Raw genomic sequence first — 19,202 nt, forward strand, 5'->3', positions numbered from 1 at the left:
AGGGCGAACTGATGTTGACTTATCGTAGGAAGAAACGTAGAAGTTTTCTAGTCGCTGGGCACTGGAGCTGGATTAATAATGGTGTTTCTCGTTTATCTTCTTCTTTATCTGGTTTTGAGAGAATAACAAAAGTTTCTCTTGCTTTTTACATAAAAATGGTTATAATAGATTATGTCGATTGTAAAGGAATCTTCTTCTAGAAGATGCAGCGTAGTCTATGCAAATGAAGTCTGGTGGCAATAGCGAAGAGGTCACACCCGTTCCCATCCCGAACACGGCAGTTAAGCTCTTCAGCGCCGATGGTAATAGGGGGTTTCCCCCTGTGAGAGCAGGACGTTGCCAGGCATACTATTCCGCAGTAGCTCAGTGGTAGAGCTATCGGCTGTTAACCGATCGGTCGTAGGTTCGAATCCTACCTGCGGAGCCATTGTTGGAGAGCTGTCCGAGTGGCCGAAGGAGCACGATTGGAAATCGTGTAGGCGGCTAACGCTGTCTCAAGGGTTCAAATCCCTTGCTCTCCGCCATTCTAAAATATATTGGCCCCTTGGTCAAGCGGTTAAGACACCGCCCTTTCACGGCGGTAACACGGGTTCGAATCCCGTAGGGGTCACTTTTTCGTCGCGGGGTGGAGCAGTCTGGTAGCTCGTCGGGCTCATAACCCGAAGGTCGCAGGTTCAAATCCTGCCCCCGCAATATTGGTCCGGTAGTTCAGTTGGTTAGAATGCCTGCCTGTCACGCAGGAGGTCGCGGGTTCGAGTCCCGTCCGGACCGCCATTGTTACATAAACTTATTATTTTTAAATGAAAGGTTTAGGATAAGTGAGAAGTAAAGGAAGCGGACGAGAGAGCATCAGAGCGTACTTAGGTATGTGAGGATGCGAAAGAGTACGCTGACGAAGAAATTCGAAGCTTAGCGTAAACTATAATTTAAGGCTCAGTAGCTCAGTCGGTAGAGCAAAGGACTGAAAATCCTTGTGTCGGCGGTTCGATTCCGTCCTGAGCCACCATTTAATAGAATTCATGGTGGGGTAGCGAAGTGGCTAAACGCGGCGGACTGTAAATCCGCTCCCTCCGGGTTCGGCGGTTCGAATCCGTCCCCCACCACCATTTTTAGGGGTATAGTTTAATGGTAAAACGAAGGTCTCCAAAACCTTTGATGTGGGTTCGATTCCTACTACCCCTGCCAATTTTAATTTATGGCGGCTATGGCGAAGTGGTTAACGCATCGGATTGTGGCTCCGACACGCGTGGGTTCGATTCCCACTAGTCGCCCCATCTTCATTGGGCTATAGCCAAGCGGTAAGGCAACGGACTTTGACTCCGTCACTCGTTGGTTCGAATCCAGCTAGCCCAGTTTTTTGCGGAAGTAGTTCAGTGGTAGAACATCACCTTGCCAAGGTGGGGGTCGCGGGTTCGAATCCCGTCTTCCGCTCCATAAGGTTCTGGCGGCATAGCCAAGTGGTAAGGCACGGGTCTGCAACACCCTTATCACCGGTTCAAATCCGGTTGCCGCCTCCATGAACTATGCCGGTGTGGCGGAATTGGCAGACGCGCACGACTCAAAATCGTGTTCCTCACGGAGTGCCGGTTCGACCCCGGCCACCGGTATTATAGGGTTACGATAGGTCGAGACAAAAGTAACCAGACTTGCTCGTAAACGTTGGTGTAACAGCGTTTATGAGCTTTTTTGTATTCTAGAGAAGATTCTGAGAATACGATAGAAAACGATAGGTTTTGAATTTTTCGGTACAAGTTTGCTACAAATCCATTTTCCTCCTAAATTTAAAGTTTTTTGGTACAATGCAATATCAGATTACAACATCATAAAAAGTTAAGGGATGTAGAAAGCATGCTGGATGTTTTTAATCCTTTAAATTGTGATGGAGACAATGTTAAAGAAGTTTATAATTATCCAATGAAGCCAATAATAGAGCCCTTGATTTTGTCATTCTGGGTTTCCTTGTCCCAACTTTCATCTCGGAAGGTTTTGGACTTCCAGCAAGTTCATATATGTGTACCATTATAGGTAAGTCTGCAAATGTATCTTCGATCAGGGCTTTAATTTTAGACCACTCGAGTCCTCCATTTCCGTAGCCGAGAGGCAGAATTGCAATGGACTGAATCCTTTCGTCTATAACTTTTATAAGGTCTTATTAGCCTTCAACGATACCAACTGCTCAGCATATACCGAGGAAAAACTTTTCGCAGCTGTAGGGAATGACCTTAGAATAAGTATACGCTATGAATAACAGCGAGAGAATCAGTCAAAAGAAGTCGGTTTAACCTATCACTTTGATACGATGAAATACAGTAATACATTTGATACACATCGAATTACTAAGTTAGTTGCAGAGAATGAAAAAAAGAAAAGCTGGCAGAATGTTTCTTTCAAGCTAATTTTACAGATTCTGAACTATTGAGTGCTAAAAATACACTGGTCTGATTAGAGGAAGATATAGGTTTGGGTAGAGAAACGGTTGAAACCGTATTAGGCAGCTGTAAATTTCACAATAAAGTCAATTAAAGATATAGCTTTGGCAAAGCAGCTTTAGAAGGCGTTCTTTTCTTTATTTAATTGAAAATATGCCGTGTCTGGAACGTAGCCGGAAGAAACATTCACTCAATTACTAAAAAGTGTGGAAAGAAGAGCAGGAAATGCTGTTTTGCAATCATTGAATCCAAATGAGAATAAAACATCCAATTGTACAGATGATGGATATGAGAATAAATGAAACGGAAACCTTCATCAGATGCTCCTGTAAATTAAAGGGAAATATCCTTTTAATAGTTGTAATATCAATAATTTTGACGGAAAATTGAACAGAATAATCAAAAAAGCTGCTGTTAATGGCAGTTTTCTTGATCAACACTATATTTCAATTAATCTGGCATTGACGCCGGCTGAAATTTTGGTATACTAGGTATTGTTAACTAATTGATAATGAATATCATTATTTTTTAGGGGAATTAGAACTTGATAATAATTATTATCTGTATATAGTTTGAGTGGATTTTTAAGATAAGGAAGTTTAATAAATTTTGATTGGCAAAGAATTTACACGCAATGAAGATTTGATACTTGGTACATTATTCATTCTTTTTTCACTTACTTCTATTTTTCATTTAATACTTAAAGAAAGTAGGCCTACGAGATGATTGATATTAAAGGATTGACAAAGAAGTATGGTAATAAAGCCATCGTAAATGATATATCGGTTCAAATTCAGCCTAATAAAATTACATCGTTTATTGGGCCAAACGGTGCAGGGAAATCAACGCTACTTTCCATGGTAAGTCGTTTGCTTGATGCAGACACGGGAGATGTATTACTAGACAAAAATAATGTAAAGAACATGAAATCTAATGAATTCGCTAAGCGTATTGCCATTTTAAGACAATCGAATTTTTTAACTGTGAAATTAACGATTCGACAATTGGTATCATTTGGTCGTTATCCTTATTCTAAAGGTCGTTTAAATGCTGAGGATAATCGAATCGTCGATCAAGCAATTGAATATTTGAACTTAACAGATATCCAACATAAATACTTAGATGAGCTGTCTGGCGGTCAAAAGCAACGTGCATTTATTTCTATGATTATTGCCCAAGACACAGAATATATTTTACTGGATGAGCCATTGAATAATTTGGATATGAAGCATTCTGTACAAATCATGAAAATATTACGCAAGCTTGTCAATGAGCTGGATAAAACAGTCGTGATTGTATTGCATGATATTAACTTTGCTTCGGTTTATTCGGATCAGATTGTAGCCTTAAGAGATGGACGTCTAATAAAAGATGGTCCAACACACGAAATTATTAATTCTGAAGCATTAAACGAAATCTATGATATGCATATTCCGGTTCATATGCAAAACGGTTGTCGTTTTTGTGTATACTTTGACTCACATATCAATAAAAGCAGCTAATCGTTCCAAACCTAATGCCTTCTCATGAAGAAAGAAAGTATACCTTTTCACGAAATAATTTTCGGACTTGAGATATAACTGTCCTGCTCCATGCATCAAAGACTAGAAGACTTCGCGAAGTGCCCTACGATAAGTCATTATAGGGGAGCGTGACTCCCTTATCTCAGTTACGTCACTCCAGTCTCCACGTCTTTAAACTGGGGCTTTGCTCCTTTTCGTTCATGAACACCTTCTGTGGAAAATATCTTCTCACTGGTAACTTAACTTGAAGGGGATGACTAACTGATGACGATTAATCTGTCACCATGCGTACTTCTTTCATAGGGGGTACGCATGTCTATTCATGCATCGAACATAATTTTTAACCAAATGTTGTATTTGTTCAGAAGAATAAGTGGTTTCTTTCATTGCTAAAGTAACTATTCACACATGAATCATTTTATTATCTCCTCTACAGTTGAGAATGGAACGGGAATAATAGAATTTTAGAACTGGGAATTACCGTCTAAAACATATGCCTGAAAAATGAAAGCTTTTAAAATACAGTTGACAACACCTTTTAATTTGATATACTATAAACAGATTAATTGATATTGATTATCATTATCAATTAGTTCTATTGTAGCAATGCACTATAGTGAAATAGGAATCATTATTTATTTAAGTCGCACGCTAAAATATAACGCAGATATTAATTTGATCAATTCAATAGTCTAAACATTAATAATACATAAAGGAAGAGGTAGGAGAATGAGAAAAACAAAATTTTTTAAGTCAACTTTTATTATAGCAATATTCGTAATCTTTGCATTGGCAATGGCAGCTTGTTCAAATTCAGATGATAAAAATGAAGGCGCCGATGATCAAGTCAACGAATCTGCTGAAACAGATGGAGGATCAGAGGATTCTGCTGAAAATGCAACTGTTGAAATTACTGATGCCCATGGAACGGTTGAAGTTCCTGTAAATCCAAGTAATGTGGTTTCTTTAGATAGTAGAACTTTTCAAACGTTATCTGACTGGGGCATTGAATTAGCTGCTGCTCCAAGGGATTTAATACCTGAAGATATACCATATGCAACTGATGAATCAATTGAAAACATAGGAAATCACCGTGAACCAAATCTTGAAGTTATTGCAGCGGTGGACCCTGACCTTGTTATTGTCGGTCAAAGATTTGGTAATTATTACGAAGATATAAAAGAATTAGTGCCAAACGCAGCTGTTATTGATCTTAACTTTGATGTTTCCGAGGAAGCTGAAACACCTGGAGAAAACTTAGAAAACGGATTTAAGGATGTTACAAACTCTCTTGGACAAATTTTTGATAAAAAAGAAGAGGCTGAACAATTGACAGCTGATTTTGATCAAGCGATTGAAGATGCTAAATCTGCTTATAATGGATCAGATAAGGTTATGAGTGTTATAGTATCAGGTGGAGATATTAACTTCGCTGCTCCTCATTCCGGCCGCGTGTGGGGTCCGCTGTATGATATCTTTGATTGGACTCCGGCGTTAGAAATTGACAAGGCTTCTGCAGACCACCAAGGTGATGATATTTCTGTTGAAGCTATTGCAGAAACTGATCCTGATTGGATTTTCGTAATGGACCGTGATGCTGCTATATCATCTGAAGAGGAGGCAACCCCTGCTCAGGATGTAATTGATAATGCACCTGCTCTTCAAAACACAACTGCCGTTACTGAAGGAAAAATAGTTTATGCACCGGCAGATACCTATACAAATGAATCCATACAAACATTTACTAAATTATTTGAAGATCTTGCAAATACTCTAGGTGAATAGTATAGAGGAGTATAACTATAGTGCTAAAAAATACAATACAAAAAATGTTCGGGGCTGGGAGTTCTCAGCCCCTGCATTCTAATCATCAAAAAATATGGACAAAACCTTTTATAATAGCAGTTTTCATTGTTATTATTCTAGGTATTATTTCTATGCTTGTAGGAGTTTACGATATACGTGGACGAGAAGATGGAATGGATATGTTTTTTATCACTCGTATTCCGAGGACAGCTGCACTAATGCTTACTGGAGCCGCAATGGCGATGTCCGGGCTCGTCATGCAGCTTATTACACAGAATCGTTTAGTTGAACCTACCACAACAGGAACGATTGAATGGGCTGGCTTGGGATTGATTATTGTTTATTTATTATCTCCTGCGCCAACTTTATTCCAAAGAATGACTGGAGCAATCATTTTTTCCTTTATTGGAACGATGGTTTTCTTTTTGTTTTTAAGAAGAGTGAAGCTTCGATCGTCTTTAATTGTCCCGATTATCGGGATAATGCTTGGAGCGGTTATTTCTGCAGTTTCTACATTTGTCGGCCTCGTTTTTCAAATGTCGCAAAGTGTTGAAACCTGGTTTGTCGGCTCTTTTGCATCGATTCAGGTTGGAAGATATGAATATTTATGGCTGATTGTTATCATTACTATTCTTATTTTTATCTATGCGGACAGATTGACTTTAGCTGGATTAGGTGAAGATATTACAACAAGCCTTGGAGTGAGTTATAATAAGATCGTTCTTATTGGTACTGCTCTTATTGCTGTTGCAGTTGGAATTGTTGCAGCTGTTATCGGGAACTTACCGTTTTTAGGTTTAATTGTCCCAAATATTGTTTCTATGTTTAGAGGCGATGATCTCAGGAGTAATCTGCCTTGGGTATGTGTGTCCGGAATGGCTGCTTTAACCATTTCTGATATTATATCCCGAATAATTATCATGCCATTTGAAGTACCTGTTTCTTTGATACTTGGAACAGTGGGGGCAGTCGTATTTATCGTTATTTTGTTAAGAAGAAGGAGGCTGGGATAACAAATTGGAATATACTAATGAAAAAAATGTCAAAATGGATTCCAGCCTTCTTAATAAAGATAAAGCATCTAAAGCTTTTCGTTCCAAGAAAGAGGAAAGGCGTTATTGGATATTATTGATAACGCTGATTTGTTTGGGTATTCTTTCTTCGTATGGACTTTTAGTTTATAACAATCCAGTTCCAGTAGACTCCCCATCCTTTATCCCAGTTGTTAAAAGAAGAATGGTAGCTATTGTTTCCATGATTATTGCTGCAATTTGTCAGAGTTTGGCGACCGTTGCTTTCCAATCAGTAACGAATAATCGGGTGATAACTCCTTCGCTTTTAGGGTTTGAAGCGCTTTATTCTACGATTCATACGAGTACCATGTTTTTCTTTGGTGCCACCGCATTTATCGGTTATATGGGTACTGGATCATTTTTATTTCAAGTGGCTATTATGGTCGCGATGTGTTTAATACTTTATGGATGGTTACTTTCTGGAAAGTATGGAAATTTACAGCTGATGCTTTTGGTTGGAATCATAATTGGAACGGGGCTAAGATCTTTGTCAACTTTTATGAGAAAACTGCTTGCACCTTCTGAGTTTGATATTCTGCAGGCGAAGCTGTTTGGTTCTGTCAATAATGCGGATGTAGAATATTTTCCTATTGCAATTCCAATCGTAATCGTTGTGGCATTCCTTCTCTTTGCTTATTCTAAGAAATTAAATGTATTGTCACTCGGAAAAGAGATTTCCAGTTCTTTAGGAGTGAATCATAAGTTTAGTATCATTTATGTTCTTGTATTAGTTTCTATTTTGATGTCCATCTCAACTGCTTTAGTTGGACCGCTTACTTTCTTTGGCTTTTTGGTTGCAACGTTGAGTTATCAGCTGGCACAAACTTATGATCACAGATATATTTTTCCTATGGCTCTTGCTATCGGATTCTTGATACTAACTGGTGCATATTTTATTATGAATCATGTATTTAACGCTCAGGGCGTCGTTTCAATTATTATTGAAATCGTTGGTGGAGTAACATTTTTAATTATTATCTTAAAGAGGAAAACTCTTTGATAATTCAAGTTTATCAATACGTTTATGTCCTTAAATCTGTTAAAAGTCGTGTGTGGTTACTTTCAACAGATTCAAGGATATTTTTTTGCTGTTTGTCTTAGAGAAAGAGAGCATGAGACTTTTCCCAACATACTAACCTGCATGATCTGGTTGATATTTTTGTAGAATGCGTCGTCCTATTAAAACACCAATAGATGCTAGAAGAGTAACAGTGATTACTGCAATTATTCCCCACATACCCATTGAATATCCAATCATCGCTTCTATTGATGAAGCGGTTTGACCTCGATTTATGATCACATAGAAGCTAAATTATTTGGTTCTATTTTGATACAAACGCTTATGAGAAGGTAAGATTAATCCAAGTGAGATATCAATTCCTAAATACTTATTTTATTCATTAGCACTGCTCCTATTTTAAATTCCTACTTTAATGGTTTCATATTCAATCCTTGTTGGGAGTATCTTTGTTTCTTCTCTTTTCAGGGCTAATTCGTCGTATCAAGGCTTTTTTTAAAGTAGTAAATTAACTTAATAGACCTTGAAAAGGTTAGATGTGTTCAGTGTTTATGCGAGTAGTCGAGATTTTGTCTTTTTTTTCATAAAAAACATCTTTTGCTACATGGAGGAATTCCTTTACAGCAGGAGTTGCATTCTCAATAGATTGGCAAGCAAGTGTCACTTCACGTGTATTTTTAATATTCAGCTTGCTAATCTTTATATTTTGCTGCGTCTTTAGAAATAATTCTGGACCAATCGTAACACCAAGACCTTCCTGTACCATGTTAGCGATCGTTGTACAATCATGCACTTTAAAACGGATAGAAGGTTCGATTTGTGCTTCTTCAAACAGTTCTTCTACATGCGATTGATACATCCCTGTTGGCATAATAAAAGACTGGTTTATTAAATCATTCATATCCACTGTTTCTTTAGAGTGAAATGGATGTTCTGGATGATAAGCTACCACCATATTGTCCTTTATCAAATGAACCAAATCAAAACCTGGATTGGATTTTCCTTTTACAACAAACCCAATATCGATAATTCCCGTACTAAGCCAATCAATAATTTCCTCATAGGTTCCTTCATAAAACGTAAACTCTATTTTAGGATGTTTTTTCTGAAACTTGGCGAGCAGTTTCGGTAACAAACAGGAAGAAGCACTTGCAAATGTACCGACACGAATCATTCCAGTTTCTAAATTGGTTGCTAATGCAATTTCTTGATGGATGCTTTCCATTCTATTCAATATTTCTCTAATATGAGGAAGAACTTTTTGTCCTACTTCGGTAAGAGAAATTCCTTTTTTACGGTCCCGGATTAACAAAGAAGCGCCCAATTCAGATTCCAGACTAGCTACAGCGTGGCTTACTGCAGATTGCGTCATATTCAGTTTTTCTGCAGTGGCTGTAAAACTCCCCAGCTCCACTACTTTTGCAATGATTTCAAAGCGAACAATGCTCATGAGTTTTTACTCATCTCCCTTATTAAAAAAACGAGTTTTACTTATATTAACATAGGACTTACACTAAAGTGAAACTTCACTCAGTGGAATTCTCTTTCATTTTCCACTGAGTGTTAGTTGAACCAATCGGGTAGTTACTGGCTGTTTGATCTCCCACTTAGAAATTTCGACCTTTCTCTATTCTTGACGTGGGAGTCTTGTAGCCAGTTACACTGCGATAAAAACATTGTTCAAAGAAGGGAGAGATATACACGATGAAAAAAAAGAAAAATCAATTTACAATTATACTTTTAGCTATCGGGGCTTTTGTGACAGGAACAGGGGAATTTGTTGTTTCCGGAATACTAGAACTGATTTCTGCTGATTTAGACGTTTCTATTTCAACAGCCGGTCAGTTGATTACGGTTTATTCTCTATCTTATGCCATTGGAGCCTTGGTATTGGTCATGTTAACTTCTAAATTTGACCGTAAAAAAGTCCTTTTATATGCCATCTTTACGGTTATTCTAGGGAATCTGCTGGCATTTTTCAGCTATAACTTTACCGTTCTTATGGTAGCCAGAGTTATCCAGGCAATGAATGGGGGACTATTTATTGTTGTAGCTACCAATTATGCGGCTCAAATTGCAGCTCCTGAAAGAAAGGGAAGTGCCATGGCAAGCGTTCTTACCGGATTTACAATTTCTTTAGTTCTTGGCGTGCCAATAGGAACATTTTTAGCAGGATATGTTGATTGGCATTACATTTTTCTTATCATTGCACTCGGCACAGTTCTTTTGTTAGCGGGACTTTATAAATTAATGCCGGCTATCGAAGGAAACCCATCATTGCCGTTTAAGCAGCAGCTGCAAATCATTAAAGACAAGCGGGTGCTTACTGGATTAATAACCACGATTTTTTGGATTTTAGGGTACACCATGGTGTTCGCGTACATCGCTCCATTGTTAAGTAATACAGCTGGCTTCTCAATAAGGATGACAAGTATCGCCTTATTTGTTTTAGGAACCTTTGCTTTTATTGGATCACGTTTTGGAGGTTATGCGGTAGACAAGTGGGGGCCAAATCGAACCATATCGATTAGTTTATGTATTCATATTGCTGCCTTATTTGTACTGGCATTCACCCAATACTCAACGATAGGTGTATTTATTACTTTAGCTATTTGGGGAGTCGCAACCTGGACAACAACACCGGCAAAGCAATTTTATTTAGTTTCCTTAAAGCCGCAATCATCTGAAACAGTACTAAGTTTTAATACCGCCTTAATGAATGTGGGCATGATGTTTGGTTCCGCTATAGGGGGAATTATTATTCAGTATATGGATATTGTCAACTTAAGCTGGATTGCAGGATTGTTTGTCGTAGTTGCACTTCTTTTTATCAGACGATCTCTTTATCTAAATAAAACGATAAAAGACCACGTTTCATTAAATAGTAATACGAATCAAATATAAACTTAGTTGTCTATTCATTCTAAGATTTCATTCATTTTACAAAAAATCTCTTGCCTTCAGGTTCACTTGAAGGTTTATACTCCGATTCATAGCTTTTATTATAAGCTAACACCAAAGGAGGATGAATCTTCATGGAAGATATACAGGATAAAGTAGTTATCATAACCGGTACCAGCAGCGGGATTGGGGAAATTACAGCAAAATTATTAGCAAAGCATGGTGCTAAGGTAGTTTTAGGCGCAAGACGTGAAGAAAGACTGCGTAGTATAAAACAAGCAATTGAAGAAGCAGGAGGAACCGCTGTTTATAAAGTAACGGATGTTACTTCAAGGAAACAAGTGCAGGAATTAGCGCAATTAGCTTTAGACGAATTCGGTACGATTGATGTTCTTATTAACAATGCAGGTATTATGCCAGTTTCTCCATTACATGCACAAAAAGTGGATGAATGGGATCAAATGATAGATATCAATATTAAAGGGGTGCTGTATGGCATATCTGCTGTTCTTCCAACTATGAGAGAGAATAAAAAGGGGCAGATTATTAATGTTGCTTCAGCATTAGCACATGTTGTTGTGGAGAATGCAGCAGTGTATGCAGGAACAAAATTTGCGGTGAAAGCTATTACAGAAGGGCTTAGACAGGAAGAATGTGAAAATAATATTCGTACCACGATTATTTCTCCTGGTGTGGTACAATCAGAAATAACAAATGGGATAACTCATGAAGAAACAAAGAATGCTGTAAAAGGAATGGTGAGTAAGGTGTGGCTGCAGCCAGAAAGTATCGCAAAAGCCATTGCTTATTCTGTGAATGAACCGGATGAAGTTTCTACCAATGAAATCATTGTCAGGCCTACGATTCAAAAAGCTTTCTAGCCCCTGTATTTATTAAATGAAAGTGACAAATGATTGTATCTTAGATATAGATGGTCTAAGATACAATCAAAGATTAGGACACTCAATAAAGGGAGAAAATGCGATGGCTTATACAATAAAACAGGCAGCTACAAAGACAAAACTTGCTCCGCATACTCTGCGTTACTACGAAGAAGAGAAACTTTTACCTAACGTAAAACGGGATACAAATGGTTATCGAATCTATACAGATGAAGATTTATCATGGATTGAAGTCATTTCCTGCTTACGTGATGCAAATGTTTCGATTGCTGACTTAAAAGAAATGATGAACTTGTCAAAAGGGGATAAGGAAGTATTATCGGAACGAATTGATATTTTAGAAGCACATCAGAAAAAGATTCAGGAGCAACAGCAAGAACTAAAGAAAACAGAGGAAATGGTAGCCATTAAAATTAACCATTTAAAACAGCTGAAGAATATGGATCTCACGAGTTTAAATAAACAAAAACTTTGTTAGTTATTTTCAATGCAATCATTATTCAATACTACAATTGCAGATGAAATGAAGAAGCTGTATGGCAAAAGCATCATTATGTGAAAAGAGCAATGGAAGCTGTTGGTTTAATGATGATTGAATCATCAGCCATGCTATTAGATGGAAAGATTAATGAGCCACAGAGCTTTGAAATGACGAATAGTTTTTCAAAAATATTGATCTGATATCTTATACATGATAAAGGGGATTCTTATTTAAAACCGTTACTTTAGTTTGGGTGAAAAGTGTTAATCCTTTTAGAGAAATTTTAAAAAATCACAGTAAAGGTTGTTAAATATAAAATTATTTGTAATAATACAAGTATTAACTTAAGGAGGGATTGTACTGAATGATTGATATATTCCGTGCTTTGAACTGGTAAATGAATAGTTCAATGGCTCTGTAGTGATCAGAGTCTCATGGGATAAATCTATCCATTCTTAATTAATATCTCTCTTCGGTATATGTAAACAGGGAAAGGTGGATTTTCTGCCTTTCTCTTTTTTTGTGCGTATTGTTAGACATAGATTATAACAACAAAGAATGTCAGCGTACAAAATATAAGAAAAACTCTGAAAGTGAATACGTGTTTTTCTAATATAGTTTATTTACGTATAAGAGATCCTTTTTTCTGATCACATACAGGGCTGAAGCTATGTCTTGATCTAGAAAAAAGGAGATGACGCAAATGAGAAATCGTAAGAAAAAAAAGTGGATTAATAGAAATATGAGCAAAGGGGGAAAAGACGGAAATATAAGTCGAGGCGAGCCCCCCAATTTTCTTGGTCAGCATTTATTACACAATAAAGGCATTATTAAAGACATTGTGAAACGTGCGGCCATCCAACAAGATGAAACTGTAATTGATATCGGCGCGGGTAAGGGTGCGATTACAGAAGTGTTAGCTGATAGATGCCGTTGTGTATTAGCGGTTGAAATAGACAAGAGATTTATTGCTGGATTGGAAAGAAGATTTGCGGATATGAAACAAGTAAAGCCAATTCATCAGGATATCTTGAAGTTTGTTTTACCGAGAAAGGAATTTGTGGTAGTATCCAATATTCCCTATGATATTACTACACCGATTATGAAGAAGCTGCTAAACCAGCCGCAGCAGAAATTGTCACGTGCCTTGATTGTAATGGCAAATGGTGCGGCCAAAGGCTTTACCTCTAAGCGTATAAAAGATGTCCATGTGCTTCAGTGGCGGATGTATTTTGATATCAGGATAGCAAGGTATATTGCTAAAACAAACTTCTCTCCGCCGCCAAAGGTGGATTCAGCATTAGTTATTATTACGAGAAAAAAGACACCATTACTTTCTTATCGATATGCCACAACCTTTAGGCGAGTAGTGAAGCCGTTGCTGAAACAGCCGGAAATGCCCATAGGTATAGTTCTTTCTACTATTTTTACCCATAAACAATTAAAAGTTCTAAGAAGGAATCTAGGTGTGAACAATGAGTTTCCAGTTGGTTATCTTACAGAAGAACAGTGGTCGATTGTTTTTGATACGATTGTTCACTATGCATCTGGATATATGGCAGGGAAGAAGAGATAAGCCGTTTTTTATTGTGAATAACGAAGATTTCCTGGCTTATAAGCGCAACAATTAAGAAGGGAAACTAAGATTCAAACCAAAACCACCAGTTCAACACAGGTGGTTTTGATTTATAGAAAGAGCAATACCTATTTGATTCGCAACCTTCCAGTCTCCTTTTACATCATTCTTGGAATCTCTTTTTTGCATGTATCGCTCCTAAAAGTTTTCACCCGATCATTTTAAAAGCACCATCCAACTATGCAGGGACATAATTATTAAATGATTCATCTCCTTTTTATGAAAAACTTCTTCTTCATCAATAATCTTTTTCTATGAAATGGTAGTTTATTAAGAAATACTCTTTACAAGTTTTAAAGTATTTTTAATTATGATGAAATTCAAGCTAAAAATGATAAAGGGCAGAATAACATGTAAAGAAGCTAGGAATCCATGAGCGGTGTAATATTGTACATTAGCAACAGCAAATAAAATGAGTGCGTACCAAGTAAGACTTTTGGGTATTTTTCCTATTAGCCCCACAATGAACAGAGCTAGATAAATATATTTAAATAAAGAAAAAGATTTGTGGATATTCCAATACGTATAATCCTGAAATAAAGCGATCCCTGCCAGATATACTTGAAGCAGAATACAAAGAAATGCTAAGCATGCTAATCCCAAGTACAGGTTCTGATAGATATTTTTCATAACAACAATCCTTCCTTTTAATCAAGTAAAGTTTGCTTTAATTTGTTGCCCCATAGTTCGGTTTGGTCTAAAAAAGACAAATGATGCCCTGGAAATACAATAAAAGGACATTTTAGATTTTTTGCTATGATTGGAGAAGTAACACCATAGTATTTCTTTTTTTTCATTGTTCTTTTTCCTGAGGCCAAATAGATATCAACATTATGGTCAATGATTTTTTTATAATCAGGTACGTATCGGCAAATTCCTAGTAATTCTACAAGAATCAACTGCTCGTTATTTTTATATTGAGTCATCCTTTCCTGGAAATCTTTAGGTATATGTTTAAATACACTAAAGGGTAGTGATGAGAAATTAAACCAGTTACTTGCTAGATTGCTGCCATACCGTAACCCTATATTGTAAGTTTTTGTCATAAAGCGAAGATGCTTTTTTTTATTTTGTAAAACATTTACGATAGGAGGTTCATGAATAATTACTTTTTTGATAATTTCCGGCATACGTACAGCTGTTTCTAAAGCAATAATTGCCCCAGCACTGTTACCTATAATGTAAGCGCATTCATAGCCGTTTGCATGTAGTACGGCTTTAATGTCGGCAACGTGCTCTTGAATGTTAAAATTATTTGCTTGCGGTCTTGTACTTCTTGAATAGCCACGTCGATCATAAGTGATTACTGTGAATGAATCCATTAAATAATTTGCCAATTTAGTAAAGAAGCCAGCATCACCTCCACCGCCAGAAACACATATTAATGGTTCACCATAGCCTCTTGTCTCGTAATACAGCTTTACTCCATTATTTTCAGCAAATCCTTGAGTTACTTCAGGTTCTGTCATATTTTCACTCCTAAATATAATCTTCCAAACCTAATTCCATTAATTTTCTAGTAATCTGCCTGTAAATTTTCTCTAAAATAGGTTTTAAGATTTCTTTCTCTTCTGGTGATAAATCAGCAAAATAATGTATATCTCTTTCTAATCTTTTTTCATGCATACTCATATGCTGTTTATGAATTTCATATCCATTGGCAGCAAGTCTGTAATAAATTTCTTTTTTATTAGACTTCATTTGATATTTCTCTATACAATTATTTTGTATTAGTTTTTTTGTTATTTTACTGATTGCTCCTCGTGTCAAATTCATTTTTTCGGCTAATTTCGATACATTCATTGGCTCTTTAGAAAGCTTAATTAATTCTATAACACGAACTTCTGAATACGTATTTTCTTGCATAAATGGATAATTCATCTCAATCGTTTTATTTATAATAGTATGACGTTCTATAACACGATCAAAAATAAAGCTTAAATCTTTATCAGAATGCAATGGTATCTCTCCTTTAAAATATATTGTTTCCTTAGTAAACAATAATACTATAAAATGTTTCCTGATTCAACAAAAATTTTTATAAAAAGGTCGTTTGTTTATATCGATGAATTAAAAGCAAGAGAATTATTTAAGGTTGAATGATCTCATAAGACAGCACCAATCCCTTTTACACAAACCATTGACGATTACATAGAATCAATTCATTCTAGGAATGGATTCTCACGTGAACGTATGACAAGTAATGCTGTTGAAGAATTTGATAATCGTATTCGAGAATTAATTACATCTTATGCAGATTGGGCACGTTTAATTTTGGTCACAATAGCTTCTATTATTTGGGGGCGGCCCACACCTTGATTATTTACAGGGAGCGACGAAAACACACGGGTTTTCTAGAAGTAAACTTAAAAAATGTTAGTCATTCATTAGCAGTACATTATAAATGGTCAAACTTCATTAATCTATATACATTGAATCCATGTATATGATGTGTGGTTTCCTACAATATCCATATAGAAGCTGAATTTTGTTGGTACCAATTTGGTACAAACGTTTATGAGCTTTTTATCTGCTATAGCGTGGAAATAGTAATGGTAGAGCTGGGAAACTTTGATATGTAAGGGCTTCTAGCTCTTTTTTATGTGCAGGATAGCATAAGGTTCTCTCCTTTCAGTGATACGGGGCTAAGTGTATGATATTTCGGATTGAAAAAAAGTTGATCGTACGTTAGATTGTAGATATAAACAAAGAGCCTATTAAAAGAGAGGGAATATAGAATTGAAAATAATCAAAGACTTTAGAGCTTTTAAAAGTGAAGTAGAAAATAGTGATGGTAACTCGCATCCAAGTAGTTTTCAAGATAAGACATTTCACATCATACTTCGTAGACTTGCAATGAAGCTGAATGAAGCTGACTTTTCATTAGGTGAATTTGATCATCTTTATATCAATTTTTCAACATGTCTGAATGAAGGTTTAATAAGACCTGCGAACAGGAAAATAGATCGTTACCATCCATGGTATAGATATTATGATATCGGTGTTAGTCAAAAACTGTATGATGATTTGGGAGAAAACGATTGCACGGCATTTGCAATTGACGGTGTAAAACAAATACTTTTAAACTTCTTTGCAACTGATGAATCATCGAAAAAGCTTGTAAATGAATCTGTGGAGAAGGTTATGACTGAAGGAGCTGAAATGCTCGTACGTTATAAGGAAAAACAAGCCGCTAAAACGAAAGCAACGGTATATCTTCGACTTTTGGATAATGGATATTATTCACCCCTGTTATGTGTATATGATTTGGAAAATAATGAGATTTTGAGAGAAGATTTGCCTGCTACTTTAGAGACATCTTTAATCGGAAACATTCAGCTGAGTAGTAGAAGGGTAACAGTCAAACCAAAGAAAAATGTATTAACACAGGATCTCAATCCTATTTCATTCGAATTTTAATATCCTGTATCAAAACTGATTTAAAAACAAGCTAGCTGTAAGTTAACTTGAATTTCGCATTTTGATTATCGGTTGATGTAGAGCTTGAGAGGGGAGCCCCAGAGAGTAATACATTCTGAAAAACAAGCAGCTAATGTCTTTGCATTTTTAACAAATTTATACGGTCTGTTACAGATATAATCCTTGGTATCATAATTTTTGGGTGAAGAGCTGATTTCATTACTCTTAAAATCCCATGGGATTTTCCGTAACCGATTTTGATGGTACAGAACTTTCTGGTATTGATTATTCCCTCGTTGACTACAATTTCATTCCCGAAAAAAGGATATTGGTCCTACATATAATGAACGTATTACTACGTCAAATTAATGATGAGAAGATCTGTGGATTGTTAAAGAATATACGGCGGAAATAATCAAGAGAGAATCAGTAAAAGATATTAGTAATTAAATAGATTATTGACAGAGCTGAATCATCTAGTCTATTATAAAAAATATTTAAACACCCTTAAAAATGTGGTTATGATCCCATATTAGATTCATAGTAGAAAAAAGAGGGTGTACTAACTCGTTTAGAAAGCCCTTTATAGGAGATTCATTACTGAAAAAGTCAGATATTTTTTAAGAGCGAGAAAACAAATAAAAGAAGAAAAAGCAAATGCGTTAACATGTGACATCTATCTTAACATAAGAAGGTCAGTTGTTGACATTACATCCAAGCGATCGACGTGTAGTCTAATCTTCTCAATCAATTAACGTTAAAATTCGATGAAATACTGCTAAACTTCCAAGAGTACTTCCTACAATAATAAAGGGGGAGACCACTGGACTAAGTTTAGTTTTAGAGGAAACCTTAAAATATATAGATACACATTCTAATTACTTCAAAATTCTTTTAGGTAATTCTTTCTATAAGAAAATGATTTTGCTTTATATTAGAGTTGCATAGACGAGGATAAGAAAAAAGGATTTCCTTTAAAACATCCTTTTTTGTCCTGGTTACTTCAAAAGAAACTGTTTCCTCAGCTTCTAGATCCTCTCCCCCCTTTTATATCGCCATCAGACAAAAATCATTAAGAAATGGAGAGGGATATATGAATACACAAAAGACAACAGTATCATCTTATGTTCTTCAAGAGTTCAAAAAAGTATATTTAGGCAGAAATCTAATTATTGTTTTTTTTATTCTTGCTTTAAGTGTTTGGGGAACGATTGATAGTTTCTTTGATGCAAATGGTGACAGGCTACTTGGTGCAGTTCCACTAATAACACCAGCACTTTTATCAGCATGGTATCTCGTGTCCATTTTAAGACAAAAAGAACGGCAGGATACACCTAATATTATTAGAAAATTTTTTAATGCTTCTGCTACGATTTCACTTCCTATTATTGTAGTAAATGTATTGGTACTTCTTATAGCTTGGATGATTCCTTCTTTACGTGTAGCAGTAGAAAATTATGAGGGGGATCATTATTGGTGGGATGGCTCTGTTAATATGCAAATTATGCTGACAGGACTTATTGGGTTACTTGGTCAGGCGCTAGGAGCATTATTTACTATGTTGCTCATCGTTTTACCAGTATTAGCAATCAAAAACCCCAAAGCAGTTACAGGCGGATCAGAAATAGAGAAGATAGAGGACAAAGAAAAGAGTAATAAGATTACTAAAACTATATATATAGGGTTAGGTATTTTTATTTTAGGTTTAATTTTAATTTTCATTACAGATGGTATGGATTTTAAACTAGCAGGTCTGAGGCTTAGCATGATTTTAGAATTTGGTTATGCTCCGATGCGATGGATCATTTGGCTACTTGGTAAGGCATTATTCATTATTGGTATTGCATTGGTAGCAATAGCTTGTATTTCTGTTGTTTCTGCAAAAAAGTCGGATTAATATCATGAATAAATATACTGAGAATCAGTGGGCAAAGTTATTCGTCAATGACCTTACCCACTAATTCTTAGTATGTTTTTATTTCATAATGTGACCACACAGGCAAAATAGTACTG

Annotated in this window: 16 protein-coding genes, 13 tRNA genes and 1 rRNA gene; 26 read left to right on the plus strand and 4 right to left on the minus strand. The window is 36.2% G+C overall.

Annotated elements, in window-relative coordinates; genetic code table 11:
* The 19 genes from KI375_RS20855 to KI375_RS20945 all read left to right on the plus strand — a co-directional run.
* Nucleotides 1–200: hypothetical protein (locus tag KI375_RS20855; protein WP_212975354.1), on the plus strand; the 200-nt coding region annotated here is incomplete at its 5' end.
* Between the two features lie 29 nt (nucleotides 201–229).
* A 5S ribosomal RNA gene (gene rrf / locus KI375_RS20860) occupies nucleotides 230–345 on the plus strand.
* Between the two features lie 7 nt (nucleotides 346–352).
* Nucleotides 353–427 (plus strand) — tRNA-Asn (locus tag KI375_RS20865).
* Nucleotides 428–432: 5 nt separating this feature from the next.
* A tRNA-Ser gene (locus tag KI375_RS20870) sits at nucleotides 433–524 on the plus strand.
* 14 nt (nucleotides 525–538) lie between these two features.
* A tRNA-Glu gene (locus KI375_RS20875) sits at nucleotides 539–610 on the plus strand.
* A gap of 9 nt (nucleotides 611–619) precedes the next feature.
* Nucleotides 620–693: transfer RNA gene (locus tag KI375_RS20880), tRNA-Met, on the plus strand.
* Between the two features lie 4 nt (nucleotides 694–697).
* Nucleotides 698–774 (plus strand) — tRNA-Asp (locus KI375_RS20885).
* 156 nt (nucleotides 775–930) lie between these two features.
* A tRNA-Phe gene (locus KI375_RS20890) sits at nucleotides 931–1,006 on the plus strand.
* 15 nt (nucleotides 1,007–1,021) lie between these two features.
* Nucleotides 1,022–1,106 (plus strand) — tRNA-Tyr (locus KI375_RS20895).
* Between the two features lie 5 nt (nucleotides 1,107–1,111).
* Nucleotides 1,112–1,185, plus strand: a tRNA-Trp gene (locus KI375_RS20900).
* 13 nt (nucleotides 1,186–1,198) lie between these two features.
* A tRNA-His gene (locus KI375_RS20905) sits at nucleotides 1,199–1,274 on the plus strand.
* A 7-nt stretch (nucleotides 1,275–1,281) separates the two neighbouring features.
* Nucleotides 1,282–1,353: transfer RNA gene (locus tag KI375_RS20910), tRNA-Gln, on the plus strand.
* A 6-nt stretch (nucleotides 1,354–1,359) separates the two neighbouring features.
* Nucleotides 1,360–1,434 (plus strand) — tRNA-Gly (locus tag KI375_RS20915).
* Nucleotides 1,435–1,443: 9 nt separating this feature from the next.
* Nucleotides 1,444–1,517 (plus strand) — tRNA-Cys (locus KI375_RS20920).
* 8 nt (nucleotides 1,518–1,525) lie between these two features.
* Nucleotides 1,526–1,607: transfer RNA gene (locus tag KI375_RS20925), tRNA-Leu, on the plus strand.
* A gap of 1,544 nt (nucleotides 1,608–3,151) precedes the next feature.
* Nucleotides 3,152–3,931 (plus strand): iron ABC transporter ATP-binding protein, encoded by a 780-nt coding sequence (locus KI375_RS20930; RefSeq protein ID WP_212975355.1) that lies wholly within the window; start codon nucleotides 3,152–3,154, stop codon nucleotides 3,929–3,931.
* 750 nt (nucleotides 3,932–4,681) lie between these two features.
* Entirely contained in the window at nucleotides 4,682–5,737 is a 1,056-nt protein-coding gene (locus tag KI375_RS20935; protein WP_212975356.1) for a siderophore ABC transporter substrate-binding protein, read from the plus strand.
* Nucleotides 5,738–5,781: 44 nt separating this feature from the next.
* Entirely contained in the window at nucleotides 5,782–6,771 is a 990-nt protein-coding gene (locus KI375_RS20940) for an iron chelate uptake ABC transporter family permease subunit (protein ID WP_212975453.1), read from the plus strand.
* A gap of 34 nt (nucleotides 6,772–6,805) precedes the next feature.
* Nucleotides 6,806–7,831, plus strand: a complete 1,026-nt coding sequence (locus tag KI375_RS20945) for an iron chelate uptake ABC transporter family permease subunit (protein WP_212975454.1) — start codon at nucleotides 6,806–6,808, stop codon at nucleotides 7,829–7,831.
* 550 nt (nucleotides 7,832–8,381) lie between these two features.
* Here KI375_RS20945 and KI375_RS20950 read toward each other — a convergent pair.
* The gene (locus tag KI375_RS20950; protein WP_212975357.1) at nucleotides 8,382–9,299 is read right to left on the minus strand and encodes a LysR family transcriptional regulator; all 918 of its coding nucleotides are present in this window, start codon (nucleotides 9,297–9,299) and stop codon (nucleotides 8,382–8,384) included.
* Between the two features lie 254 nt (nucleotides 9,300–9,553).
* Here KI375_RS20950 and KI375_RS20955 point away from each other — a divergent pair, with 254 nt between their 5' ends.
* The 5 genes from KI375_RS20955 (at nucleotide 9,554) to erm (ending at nucleotide 13,709) form a co-directional block, all read left to right on the plus strand.
* Complete coding sequence (locus KI375_RS20955; protein ID WP_212975358.1) at nucleotides 9,554–10,753, plus strand: MFS transporter; 1,200 nt, start codon at nucleotides 9,554–9,556, stop codon at nucleotides 10,751–10,753.
* 131 nt (nucleotides 10,754–10,884) lie between these two features.
* Nucleotides 10,885–11,631 (plus strand): SDR family oxidoreductase, encoded by a 747-nt coding sequence (locus tag KI375_RS20960; protein ID WP_212975359.1) that lies wholly within the window; start codon nucleotides 10,885–10,887, stop codon nucleotides 11,629–11,631.
* Between the two features lie 103 nt (nucleotides 11,632–11,734).
* On the plus strand, nucleotides 11,735–12,130 hold the full coding sequence (locus tag KI375_RS20965) for a MerR family transcriptional regulator (RefSeq protein WP_212975360.1): 396 nt from the start codon (nucleotides 11,735–11,737) through the stop codon (nucleotides 12,128–12,130).
* A gap of 77 nt (nucleotides 12,131–12,207) precedes the next feature.
* On the plus strand, nucleotides 12,208–12,333 hold the full coding sequence (locus KI375_RS27710) for a hypothetical protein (protein ID WP_280528671.1): 126 nt from the start codon (nucleotides 12,208–12,210) through the stop codon (nucleotides 12,331–12,333).
* 542 nt (nucleotides 12,334–12,875) lie between these two features.
* Entirely contained in the window at nucleotides 12,876–13,709 is an 834-nt protein-coding gene (erm, locus tag KI375_RS20970; protein WP_212975455.1) for a 23S ribosomal RNA methyltransferase Erm, read from the plus strand.
* A 330-nt stretch (nucleotides 13,710–14,039) separates the two neighbouring features.
* On the opposite strand, the gene KI375_RS27540 is transcribed toward erm, so the two are convergent.
* Genes KI375_RS27540 through KI375_RS20980 form a run of 3 tightly spaced genes read right to left on the minus strand, consistent with a single transcriptional unit; the run spans nucleotide 14,040 to nucleotide 15,728 of the window.
* The gene (locus KI375_RS27540; RefSeq protein WP_244852908.1) at nucleotides 14,040–14,399 is read right to left on the minus strand and encodes a DUF6220 domain-containing protein; all 360 of its coding nucleotides are present in this window, start codon (nucleotides 14,397–14,399) and stop codon (nucleotides 14,040–14,042) included.
* Nucleotides 14,400–14,416: 17 nt separating this feature from the next.
* Nucleotides 14,417–15,238, minus strand: a complete 822-nt coding sequence (locus KI375_RS20975) for an alpha/beta fold hydrolase (protein WP_212975361.1) — start codon at nucleotides 15,236–15,238, stop codon at nucleotides 14,417–14,419.
* A 10-nt stretch (nucleotides 15,239–15,248) separates the two neighbouring features.
* Nucleotides 15,249–15,728, minus strand: coding sequence for a MarR family transcriptional regulator (locus KI375_RS20980; protein WP_212975362.1), 480 nt, complete (start codon nucleotides 15,726–15,728; stop codon nucleotides 15,249–15,251).
* A 780-nt stretch (nucleotides 15,729–16,508) separates the two neighbouring features.
* On the opposite strand from KI375_RS20980, the gene KI375_RS20985 reads away from it, so the two are divergent.
* Nucleotides 16,509–17,189: a hypothetical protein gene (locus tag KI375_RS20985; RefSeq protein ID WP_212975363.1), complete on the plus strand. Its 681-nt coding sequence runs from the start codon at nucleotides 16,509–16,511 to the stop codon at nucleotides 17,187–17,189.
* A gap of 1,093 nt (nucleotides 17,190–18,282) precedes the next feature.
* Nucleotides 18,283–19,086 carry a hypothetical protein gene (locus tag KI375_RS20990; RefSeq protein WP_212975364.1) on the plus strand — a complete coding sequence of 268 codons (804 nt, stop codon included), beginning with the start codon at nucleotides 18,283–18,285 and terminating at the stop codon, nucleotides 19,084–19,086.
* Nucleotides 19,087–19,202 lie beyond the last annotated feature (116 nt).

The sequence above is a fragment of the Bacillus sp. J14TS2 genome, from assembly GCF_018333015.1.
Taxonomy (GTDB): domain Bacteria; phylum Bacillota; class Bacilli; order Bacillales; family Bacillaceae_C; genus Lederbergia.